Source organism: Paenibacillus shenyangensis (genome assembly GCF_000346635.1).
Taxonomy (GTDB): Bacteria; Bacillota; Bacilli; order Paenibacillales; family Paenibacillaceae; genus Saccharibacillus; species Saccharibacillus dauci.
This window is the reverse complement of sequence record NZ_AOIG01000028.1, coordinates 38,890-50,854: the sequence shown is the minus strand read 5'-3', so window position 1 is coordinate 50,854 and position 11,965 is coordinate 38,890. Positions and strand designations below refer to the sequence as shown.

Sequence of the window (11,965 nt, the reverse complement as noted above, 5' to 3'; positions counted from 1 at the left end):
TCTCATCATAAGGAACTCTTGTATGTGAAGTATGGAATAATCAAGGTATTTGAGAAGAAGTATGATTTTTACAGAGAAAGGCTTTTATTTTTACATTGATATGATATGTTAGGAGCGATCAAGATTTTGACTACCGAACTGGAGGATCATACATATGAAGCAGTGGAAGAAAAAGGTCAGTCTGAGTGCAGCCGCCATTATGGTAGCCTCGGCTATCGCTCCCGCAGGAACAATAACGAGCAGCATCTACGCAGAACAGTTGCAGACAGAGGTTGCTCCTGCTCTGCAGAAAGCTCCAATATCTGTAGAGCAGGCAGCTCATTCAGTCTCTGTCAGTGCAAATACATATGCGTTATCAGAGATTCGGAAGCAAAGTACAGGCAGCAGGGTAACAGCCCGGGGATGGATTACATACAGAGAAGACACAGGAAGTAATTACAGTAATCTATACATTCAAGATGGAAGTGCCGGCATCGTGATCCGCGGACAGAATTTGCCTGGCGAACCGGGACAGGAGATTGAGACGACCGGCAAGCTGAGCGAATACCGCAAGTTGCTGCAGATTGAAGCGAGTGCAGCAGATACCTACATCCGGGTACAGACGCCTCAGACTGTGTCTGCACGTACGATTACAGCCGCAGACTTTACAGCGGATACTCCCTATGAAGGACAGCTTATCCGGATTAATAAAGTCATCGTAACCGGCAAAAGCAGTAATAACTATACACTTGAGGACAGCAGCGGCAGCTTTACGGTATATAGTAAAAGTCCATGGCTGACTGCCGGAGAATCTTATGACTCGGTTACAGGAGTATTGTCCCGGTATAATGACAGCATCCAGCTGATTCCACGGTCTGTCGAGGATATTGCCGGTGCAGTTCCGCCGGTAGTCGAGCCACCGATCCAACTATCGATTCATGATATTCAGGGCACAGCCCAGCGCTCTCCCTATGAAGGACGTGAAGTACGCGAAGTAGAGGGAATCGTTACCATGGTCAAAGGAAAAACTACCTTTTATATGCAGACCGAAGATGCACTGGCCGATCAGGATGATCGTACTTCCGAAGCCATTATGGTATACAAATCCGCTCATGGCATGAAAGTAGGCGATCGGGTCAGTGTAGATGGTGTGGTGAAGGAGTACAAGGAGACTGGCTATAGCGATGCCAGTGATCTGACGACTACCGAGATCGCAGCTTCGTCAATCAATCGTCTCGCCGAGAATCAGCCGCTACCGCAGTCTACGATTATCGGGCAGGGCGGTCGCATTATTCCGGGACAGATTGCTTCTGCAGAAGGTTTGGCTTCCTTTGACCCGGCATCTTACAGTATAGATCTGTATGAGAGTCTGGAGGGCATGCGCGTTCAATTGAATAATGCCAGTATTATCGGACCCTATACGTATGAGATTCCGGTTACGGTGGATATGCAGGCCGGCCCCAATGTAACTCCTGCAGGAGGCCTTGTAATCGCCAATAATCAGTTTAATCCAAACCGTCTGCTGATCGGGGAGAAGCCCAAGCAGCCGGTGAAGACAGGCGACCGATTCGAAGGCCCTCTCTATGGAATCATGAGCTACAGCTATAGTAATTTCAAAATCCTGCCGGAAAAAGGGTTGCCTTCTATCGTCAGCGGTGGACTAAAACGTGAAGTGTCAGCGCTGCATAACGGTACTGAGCAGCTAACCATTGCTTCTTTTAACGTGGAGAACTTCTGGGATGATCCCGCTAATCAGGAGAAGACCCGGCGAATCGCACAGAATGTCGTTCAGAATCTGCATACGCCGGATATTATCGGACTGATGGAAGTTCAGGATAATAACGGAGAGAAAGATGATGGAACTGCCGATGCCCAGACCAGCTTCAACGCGCTGATTCGCGAGATTCGCGCAGCTGGCGGTCCGGAATATCGGTATACGAGTATTGCTCCACAAAATAATGAGGACGGCGGAGCACCCGGCGGCAATATCCGTGTCGGCTTCCTGTATAATCCCGCTCGTGTAACCCTGGCAGAGGCTGCTGGAGGAAAAGGAGATTCGGTCACAGCAGTCACCTACGGTCCGCAAGGACTTACCTACAATCCGGGAAGGATAGAGCCGGGCAACGAAGCATTTGCCAATTCCCGCAAATCGCTGGCTGCCCAGTTCGTCTTCCATGGACGGCAGGTTATTGTAGTAGCCAATCACTTCAATTCCAAAGGAGGCGATCAGGCGCTATATGGTGCTGCACAGCCGCCTCAGCGAATCAGTGAAGTACAGCGCGCCAAGCAGGCTACGCTGCTCAACCGTTTCGTTCAGGATACGCTCGCGCAGAACAGCAGCGCGAATATCGTGCTGGTCGGCGACTTTAATGATTATCAATTCTCCAATACCCTGCAGATTCTCAAAGGGAATGTACTAACCAATCTGGTAGATACATTGCCGGAAAATGAACGATATTCCTATGTATATGAGGGTAACTCCCAGACACTGGATCATATTCTGATGACTGGTGGTCTGGCAGCTCGTGCACAGCTGGACATCGTACATCTCAATGCTGATTTCATGGAAGCCGATGGACGAGTAAGTGACCATGATCCGCTACTGGCACGGATTGACTTCTCCAACCGTTCCAATAACGACAAGAACGATGACAAAGATCATCCGGGTCGCATCCCTGGAAATGGTACCAGCTCAGGCAATAATGGAAATTCAGGAGCGGGTGGCAGTACGCCGCCGGTAACTCCAACTCCGCCAGCTGCAGTCGATTCCATGCCAATTGCAGCTGGTGCATCAACAGATGGTACAGTCTCCAGCTGGTCGCTTCCAATTGTTAAAAGTACAGACGGTGAGGCTGCAGTAGCTGCAGCTGGACTAAGCGCAGATGCCACCGCAGCCATGCTCACCCAATCAGGAGAAGCACAGACACTGAATGTCCGGCTGCAGTCCACACAGGCTACCGATACCTATCGGTTGCAATGGCAGCCTGAAGCGCAGCAGCTGTTAACCGAACAGGATCGTATTAAGCAAATCACGGTCACAACGCCGATAGGCAGTTATGATATACCAGTCAACTGGCTGCAAGCTTCCAATAGCGCTTCCAAGCGTCTGGTATTGGAAATGTCAGCAGACCCGGCCGCTATGCAGCAAGCAGAAGACAGCGGTTATCAAGTACGCAGCGCTGTACAATACAATCTGTATACGCTGGATGCCAATGAGAACAAACAACCGATCCAGCAGATGGATCGTTATATCCGGCGCACCCTGCAAGTGGCTGGTCTGGTGCCTGCCGCCCGGATTGCTGTTGTACGGGTGGAGACAGATACTAACGGCCGTACTACCTATACTCCGGTACCTTTCAATACCAAGGACGGAGCAGTCACTCTATTTAGCCGCAGCAACAGTACGTATGCTGTTCTAAATTCAGCAGTTCAATTGAATGATGTATCCGGCCATTGGGCACAGGCAGATATTAGCCGACTGGCAGATCAGCGGGTAATTACAGGAACGGTACAAGGTTCTTTCCGCCCGGATGCTGCTGTGACCCGGGCCGAGATGGCTGCTCTTCTGGTAAGAGCACTGGGTCTGTCTGGCGTAGAGAACGGCAGTACCTCATTCCGTGATATCGATAATTCGGCATGGTATGAAGATAGCGTGCGTACTGCTGCTCATGCGGGCCTGATCCAGGGCGATGTCAGCGAACGTTTTCGTCCGAATGCTACAATAACGCGGCAGGAGATGGCTGTCATGATGGAGCGCGCATTGCATTATACAGGAGCAGCGAACGCCACCGTCTCCAGTAGTCCTCCTGCCGATACCGCGAAGGCAGCCGCCTGGGCGAGACCGGCGATTGATCATCTGAGCGCTTCGGGACTGCTCAATGGCAATGCCAAAGGGCAATTCCAACCCACCAAAAATCTTACCCGTGCCGAGAGCGCCGCTATCATTCAGCGACTGTTGAACCAGTTAACCGGCACTTCTCAGTAATCACATATAAGCCTAAAAGCGCAATCTCCGAACCTGAAAATAGGGAGATTGCGCTTTTTGCTATGTTTGTCTTCTGAAGAGTCAACCTCTAGGCGGAGGAAACGCCGAAAACAATTCATCCTTCAAGCTGATTTGTAGAGTAGCGAATTGTAATAACATGATAGCAGATAGATAATTCCTGTATTACAAGGAGAGGGTCAGGATGAAATGTATGAATAATGAGGAACATGGTAATACGTTTACGATCACACAGACGACCGAACACTATTTTTATATGGAGTCGTTATCCCTGATGCCGTCAGCAGAGCCAATCACTGAATCTTGTCTTCAGCATTATTGCTGTACTGCTGAAGCTGCAGAGGCTGAACAACAGCAGATCGAACAAGAATTGGATTATCTTAATTCCTGGGAGAATATACTGGAATTTATCTAAATGGAAAATGCGCAACATAATTACATAATAATAATTATGTAAACTAAAATGCATTTATTTCGATATTACTTTTTTTAACATATAAATATTATTCTAAAGGAGGAATTATAATGGGATTCAATTTACACAATCTAAAAGGGCTGTTGGATACAAAAACCAAAGGAAGTCAGGGGTCAGGTGGCAGCGGAATCATCGATCTGCTGAACAAACTGCCTCTGGACAAGATTATTCAGAAACTTCCCCTGGAGAAGCTGCTCACTCCCGAATTTATGCAAAAGTATACATCCTTTAAATCAGTAGGTGAAATGCTGCAAAAGATGGGGCTTGGCTCCAATAATGATTCAGCTACCCAGGTAATGCTGGTTCCCAAAGATAAAATGGATAATCAACTGAGCCAGAATACGCAATTCAGCTCGCTCCAGCAAATGCTGCAAAAAGCTGCCGAGTTCTACGCTTCGCGTAAAGCCGGTAATAAATAAATTTGCTAACGTAGTCTACATTATTCGGGAAATTATTCTACAAAACCGTACCGCCAAATCAGGGGTACGGTTTTTGGCTGTCGTTCAGCTTTCTTAGCTCGAATAAGCATAATGTAATGCGATAAAAGATAAATAATAATCTCTTTGGTTTACATAATAATTTATATGTAAACTAAGTGCCGATAAAAGATTAAATTCATACTGAACGGAGTGGAAGGATTTGATGAGTAATAAACTTTAGTAATCATATGGAAGCCCCTATGAGATTGACTATCCAGATCGAATAATATGAAATCTTATTGCTAATAGTATGATGCACCTCCTAGATTCGATATTGCACGTACTTTAATTAACGGCATCACATCGTATGCTATGCATGCATACAAGCATTCATATCGACTATCAAGTTCCTGTATTCGTTTCATTATCGCCAAAGTTGGGGAAGCAAAGAAAGAGCGAAACAATCATATCGAATCTTGGGAGGTTATTATTATGGCTAAAATCGCCGTCGAAAAACCGTTTGATGATGTAAAGGAAGCACTGGAAGAAAAGGGACATCAGGTCGATCTGGTAGAGAGTGATCAGGAGCTGACCGGTTATGACCTTGGTGTAATCCGTGTTCAGAATGATGGAGATACGGATCTGTATGATTTCCCGGTTGTAAGCATTGAAGGCATGTCCATTGATGAAGTAGTAGAACGCGTGAGTGACTACATCGAGAAGATGAAGTAATACCATATGTAAGTACTTATGATTGATACGAGGCAGGCATAACTCTATGGCAAGTAGAGAATGTCTGCCTTTTTTATAAAAGGATCATTGTGCTCCACTATCAAGGGGTGGACCACGCATTTGTAGATAAACTCGGTTATTATCCGCAGGCAGAAGATTGTCTGGCTGAGATTGCTCGTGTCATTCGGCAAAAATGGGGAATAGACCGTATAGAACCCACATAAATCTGATCATCAAAGGGAGAGGAGAAGCTTATGCCACTTGATCCACAAGTCAAAGATTTCCTGAATATGTATAACCAGTATCAGATGCCTGCTCTCGATTCCATCGATCCAAAAATGATTCGTGCCATGGAACAAAATTCAGCTCTACAACAAATCGCTTCCCAAACCGATATATACCGGGTAGAGGATCGGACTATTCCTCTAGAGGACCGGCAGATTCCGGTTCGCCTGTATACACCGACAGATGCTGAAGTTCATCCTGCCCTTGTTTTTTACCATGGAGGAGGCTGGGTGTTGGGAAGTCTGGATTCCCATGATGAATTATGCAGGAAGCTTGCTCGTGAAGCGGAATGTGTCGTCATCTCTGTCGATTACCGACTGGCTCCGGAACACCCTTTTCCGGCAGCTGTATGGGATGCGTATGACTCTCTGCATTATATTGCAGAACATGCGGGAGAGTATGGTATTGATGCGGAGCAGATTGCAGTAGGCGGAGATAGTGCCGGTGGGAACCTGGCAACCGTTGCCTGTATAATTGCCCGGGATAAAAGCGGACCTTCTGTCTGTTATCAACTGCTGTTTTATCCTTCGACAGGAAATGGGACAGATACACGTTCCTATCGGGAAAACAGTCAGGGCTATCTGCTGACAGCCGATATGATGAATTGGTTTCGCAAATGTTATTTTGAACAGCCGGATGATGAAAATCATCCTTATGCTTCACCCGTGCTGAGCAGTGACCTTAACGGATTACCGCCAGCGATGATCATTACAGCAGAATATGATCCACTGCGGGATAGTGGTGCCGAATATGCCCGCAGGCTGCAAGAAGAAGGCGTAGAAGTCGAATATCTCTGTTATGATGGCATGATTCATGGCTTTGTCACAATGAGTCAACTGGATCGGACACAGGAAGCGATTCGCCAGGCTGCTGCACGACTCAGACAGGTATATCAAATGGATGTCTAAATGAATGATAATTATTGGAGGAATAAACAAATGGCTAAAATTATGGTAGTGGATGACGCTGCATTTATGAGAATGATGCTAAAGGATATGTTGGCTGGGCTGGGACATGATATTGTAGCAGAAGCGGGGAATGGACTGGAAGCAGTCAAAGCGTATGAAGCTAACAAGCCCGATCTGGTGACGATGGATATCACCATGCCGGAGATGGATGGAATCGAAGCTGTACGTTCTATCCGCAGTTCGGACCCTGGTGCCAAAATTATCATGTGCTCCGCAATGGGCCAGCAGGCAATGATCGTAGATGCTATTCAAGCCGGTGCCAAAGACTTTATCGTCAAGCCATTTCAAAAAGACCGTGTAGAAATTGCTATTAACAAAGTACTCGGCGTGTAAGCGTGTAAATTGGACGATACGAAAGACCTGGGGAGCAGCTGCCCAGGTCTTTCGTATGCATTTTATCTGTATATGTACACAAATATAAATCCCCCACATACTTGAATTAACAAGGCTGTGGGGGTTTAATCGTTAGTAGCAATATTCAATTGTAACCTATCCTCCTATACAACAATCCACATGCTTGACATGGTATAGACTTGCACCGATCCATGCTGCCGATTGTCCAAGCTCTGCAGTCGCAGACAATCGTTTAGCGATTGTTCATCGATTTCATTTTGGAGAAGCTTTATCCGAAAAGCTTCGCATGTCCGTTATTTCCCTTTTCGACGGGCTCAATAGACGGTTCATGGGTTTTCACCTGATTTACGGTGAAGAAAGTTCGTCCGCACATTTACAATGAATCATCCATGTCCTTGCATATGGGATGAGTTCCCACATACCACGATATCACGAAAAACGTTTTCACTGACGCTTTTCCCGCGTGAGACCGATCTAGTATGCTTCGCTAACCTGTTTCATTGGAATCCTGCTCCCTTCCTAACAAGTCAATTCAACATTGTTCGAAAATAGCATTTTCCTCTGTTCACAGCCTTTCATCATATTCAAAATGAAGAACATACTTTCATTCGTTCTACAAATTATTCATTTTAACAGATAAAGATTAAAGCGTAACAGTAGAGATTTAAAGCATTTTAAAAATTTAAATCCTTAGCATTTACTGAACATTTAAAAGCTTAAAACGTTTTAAAAATTCTTACTTTGCATCATACCATTCAATATCGAATCCATTTCATACACTTGCAATCATTTCTTTAATGCAGGTACAGCTTTTTTCATTTCCTTGACTTTACTGCTTCATACATAAATTCGTTGTAGATCAATCTCCATGAGTTCCCACATATCCACGAACTGCGAAAGATGTTTTCACGTACACCTTCCGGTGTGCAGCCGATTATAATATGCTTCGCTTACGTTATTGCATTGGAATCCTGCTCCCTTCTTAGCAAGTATTGGTCATTCTTGCTTGAAAACAGTTCATTCCGAGCCTACTTTCTGTCGTAATTTGACTCTGTACCGCCGATTGCTTCCCGCATACTCCAATATCCACGAAAAACGCTGTCACTACGCTTTCCTAGCGTGAAATTGTGCTAGTATGCTTCGCTACCTTTTTCCAACGGAATCCTGCTCCTTTCCCGCAAGTAGTTGATGCTTGCTTGAAAAAGCTTGTTCCTTCTTGCTTCGTCTAATGAGCTAGATTGATGTCCCGCATACCTGCAATCTGCGATCATGGGCATTTTCACGGATGCCAGATTGTTCTGCAGTTGAACCAGTATGCTTTGCTAACCTACTCCATTGGACGATCTCTCCTTTCCTGATAAAAAGAATTGGAGGGAATCACCTGACAACGCCGTTAATGCTTGATGTTGAAGCGTTGTTTGTTGTTGCTTGTTGGTGATGACTACATCATACTCCCGATGTTCCAAAAATGAAAACGCTATAAAATTGATTAAGCGAGTGTAAAATCGCATGAGGATAAAATATATCATGCATGCTCTGAATTCCAGCTTTTTCCTTCTTTTTCTTAGTTATTTCGTTATAAAACGGTGAAAAGGCAGCTCAAACTATCCTTTTTATCCTGTATTTATATACCTTCTCCCGTTTACATCCACCAAATAAAAAGATCATCTATGTAAAAAAAAAGTAAAAATGCGGACGCAAGAGAAAAGCTCTAGAGATTGGGTAATAACTATATAACAAAAGAGGATGAGGTAGAGCAGTACATACTCATCTATCCAAATAGACAGCTGTTCTATGCCGGATGACTGGCATGCAGCAAGGAATGGAGGAATAAATAATGAAAAATCCAATTAAAGAATTAAAGGGCATTAAAGATAGCATTAACGAAGCCAAACAGGCGATGGATGGAATCAAGGCTACACTCAATGATGTGAAAAGCGACGTTGATGAAGCCAAGCAAAATTTGCAGCATACTATGGAGCATGCCAAAGAAACTTCTCAAGAAGCTAAAGCCTCCACTGATCAGCTCAAAAGTGGAATCCAGAACAGCAAAACGGCGGTACAGGATACCCGTAATAATCTGTCTTCGGCAACACAGGATGTGAAGCAGAGCGTTACGATTGTCAAAGAAGAATTCAATACACCCGGCGGCGGATTTGCAGCAGATGAAGAGCAGACGAAGCAAACAGGGAGTAACCGTCTTAGCGCATCCAGAACTTTACCATCTTCGGACAGTCAACTTCCTGCCATGCAGCCACCGCAAGCTACCGCGATTACGCCAGCGTATGAGAATCCGGGAGCAGAACTAATTGAAGGTGGACAGTTGATCAAGGAAGGTACTGCCTTTTTCCTGAAAAAAGGAGAAGAAATCGTTGGAGAAATCACTTATATTCCCGGACCGGAAAGTGATACATGGACACTGAACCATACGTATGTAAATCCAGAGTACCGGGGCGGCAAAATTGCACAGGGATTACTGGATCAGGTCGTTCAAGCAGCCAGAGCAGAAAATAAAAAAATTCTGCCAACATGTTCCTATGCATTGGCCCAATTCAAGCGTCATTCCCAATACGAAGATGTATGGATGCGCTATTAAGCGTCTAATTGAGCCGCAGATGATCTAGATATACAGATTGAGGTTCTATGCCAAACGCCTGGATGATGTCCAGGCGCTTTTCTTATGCATACAGTATTACCAGTACACGAAATGATATCTCTTTTAATCGCGGTGAAAGGAAGATTTATATAATTATAGTTACATAATAAATAAGATAATTAATTTATTGGTCGGTTGTTAAGTGTAAGGTGAATAGGGGTAAAGAGACAGAGAGAAGTACGCAAAATTTGTAGAGAATTGTTGTAAAATACGAGCCAATGGATACGGGAGGTAGAGATTTTGAAAAAGACAATTGCAGATTCCGTTGTAGAGACGCTAGTGAAAGCCGGGGTGAAGCGCATTTTTGGTATTACAGGCGATTCGCTGAATGCGATTATTGATGCTGTACGGCGCTCCGGTAAAATTGAATGGATTCATGTTCGGCATGAAGAAGTAGCTGCGTTTGCAGCAGGCGCCGAAGCCGAATTGAACGGTACGATCGCAGTCTGTGCAGGCAGCAGCGGACCGGGTAATCTTCATTTGATTAACGGATTGTATGATTGTTATCGTAACCGGGTGCCGGTACTGGCGATTGCAGCCCATATCCCGAGTGACGAGATCGGCAGCGGTTATTTTCAGGCTACGCATCCCGAACTTATTTTTCAGGAGTGCAGTGATTTCTGTGAAGTTATTATGACCGAGAAGCAGATGCCACGTACACTGACCATGGCGATTCAGACAGCTATTGCTGGTTCTACCGTATCTGTTGTTGTTCTTCCGGGGGATATTGCCAGTCTGGATGAATCGACTCATCCTATTCCGGAGCAGGTCTACCATGCAGCCAAGCCAGTCGTATTGCCTTCGGAAGAAGAACTGCAGACACTAGCCCAATATCTGAATGAGGGCAAAAAAATCACTCTGCTTTGTGGGGCAGGCTGCAAAGGCGCTCATGCCGAGCTGATGGAGCTGTGTGAGAAGCTTCAATCTCCAATGGTTATTGCTCTGCGCGGGAAGGAACATCTGGAGTATAACAATCCTTATTTTGCCGGACTGACCGGACTGATCGGTTATTCCTCGGGTTATCATGCGATGATGGATTGCGATCTGCTGTTAATGCTCGGAACCGATTTCCCTTATCGGCAGTTCTATCCGGAAGATGCAACGATTATCCAGCTGGATATTGATCCTTCCCGTCTGGGCAGACGAACCAATATCACACTCGGCCTATGTGGAGATGTCAAATCCACTGTACAGCAGATCCTGCCGCGTCTGACCACGGAGCATGATTCCGGTCATTTACGCAAATCTGCGGACCGTTATGCCAAAGTACGTGAAGAACTCGACGAGATGGCAGTCAAAGGACGTACCGGACGCAAAGGAATGCATCCCCAGTATCTGGCCAAAGTCGTCAGTGATGCCGCTGCAGAAGATGCTATCTTTACTTGTGATGTGGGCACACCTACCGTCTGGGCAGCCCGTTATCTGGAAATGAGTGAACAACGCCGACTGATTGGTTCCTTTAACCATGGTACGATGGCTAATGCACTACCACAGGCGATCGGACTGCAGGCAGCAGAGCGGGAACGCCAGATCATTTCACTCTCGGGTGATGGAGGTCTCAGCATGCTGATGGGCGATCTGATTACACTCAAGCAGCATAATCTGCCGGTAAATGTGGTTGTTTTCAATAACAGTGCACTGAGCTTTGTGGAATTGGAAATGAAAGCGGGAGGCTACCTGGAATCCGGTACGGATCTGCATCAGACCGATTTTGCAGCGGTAGCAAACGCCCTTGGTATTCTGGGTATTCGTGTCGAAGATCCTGAAGAACTGGAGGATGCAGTGCAGCGTGCGCTGGCACATGATGGTCCTACCCTGATCGATGTAGTGGTCAATCGTCAGGAACTGTCCATGCCACCAACCATTACCTTGCAGCAAGCCAAAGGATTCTCCCTCTGGATGGCGAGAGCCATTATGAACGGACGTGGCGATGAACTGATTGATCTGGCCAAGACCAATCTGCTTCGCTGATCAATAATAAATAGGGACAGCAGCCCATGAAGCTGTTGTCCCTATTTATATGTAACGGCTCAGTAAAAGGCAGGCATTCGATTCTCTATTTTGCATAATAACCCGATTGCATCAGCTTTATCA

At 45.8% G+C, this 11,965-nt stretch carries 8 protein-coding genes; all 8 read left to right on the top strand.

Annotated features, from left to right (window positions below; all coding sequences use genetic code 11):
- The first annotated feature begins 154 nt into the window (after window positions 1–154).
- The 8 genes from H065_RS27205 to poxB all read left to right on the top strand — a co-directional run bounded on the left by H065_RS27205 (window position 155) and on the right by poxB (window position 11,842).
- A complete protein-coding gene (locus H065_RS27205) occupies window positions 155–3,964 on the top strand; it encodes an S-layer homology domain-containing protein (RefSeq protein WP_017815079.1) in 3,810 nt (1,269 codons plus the stop codon).
- A gap of 202 nt (window positions 3,965–4,166) precedes the next feature.
- The gene (locus H065_RS0121085; RefSeq protein WP_017815078.1) at window positions 4,167–4,397 is read left to right on the top strand and encodes a hypothetical protein; all 231 of its coding nucleotides are present in this window, start codon (window positions 4,167–4,169) and stop codon (window positions 4,395–4,397) included.
- A 110-nt stretch (window positions 4,398–4,507) separates the two neighbouring features.
- Window positions 4,508–4,876, top strand: coding sequence for a hypothetical protein (locus H065_RS0121080; protein WP_017815077.1), 369 nt, complete (start codon window positions 4,508–4,510; stop codon window positions 4,874–4,876).
- 492 nt (window positions 4,877–5,368) lie between these two features.
- Window positions 5,369–5,608, top strand: coding sequence for a YkuS family protein (locus H065_RS0121075; protein ID WP_017815076.1), 240 nt, complete (start codon window positions 5,369–5,371; stop codon window positions 5,606–5,608).
- A gap of 254 nt (window positions 5,609–5,862) precedes the next feature.
- Window positions 5,863–6,801: a LipP1 family hormone-sensitive lipase gene (lipP1, locus tag H065_RS0121070; RefSeq protein WP_017815075.1), complete on the top strand. Its 939-nt coding sequence runs from the start codon at window positions 5,863–5,865 to the stop codon at window positions 6,799–6,801.
- 30 nt (window positions 6,802–6,831) lie between these two features.
- A complete protein-coding gene (locus H065_RS0121065) occupies window positions 6,832–7,194 on the top strand; it encodes a response regulator (RefSeq protein ID WP_017815074.1) in 363 nt (120 codons plus the stop codon).
- Between the two features lie 1,858 nt (window positions 7,195–9,052).
- The gene (locus H065_RS28360; protein WP_017815073.1) at window positions 9,053–9,811 is read left to right on the top strand and encodes a GNAT family N-acetyltransferase; all 759 of its coding nucleotides are present in this window, start codon (window positions 9,053–9,055) and stop codon (window positions 9,809–9,811) included.
- A 300-nt stretch (window positions 9,812–10,111) separates the two neighbouring features.
- Complete coding sequence (gene poxB, locus H065_RS0121055) at window positions 10,112–11,842, top strand: ubiquinone-dependent pyruvate dehydrogenase (RefSeq protein WP_017815072.1); 1,731 nt, start codon at window positions 10,112–10,114, stop codon at window positions 11,840–11,842.
- The last annotated feature ends 123 nt before the right edge of the window (window positions 11,843–11,965 follow it).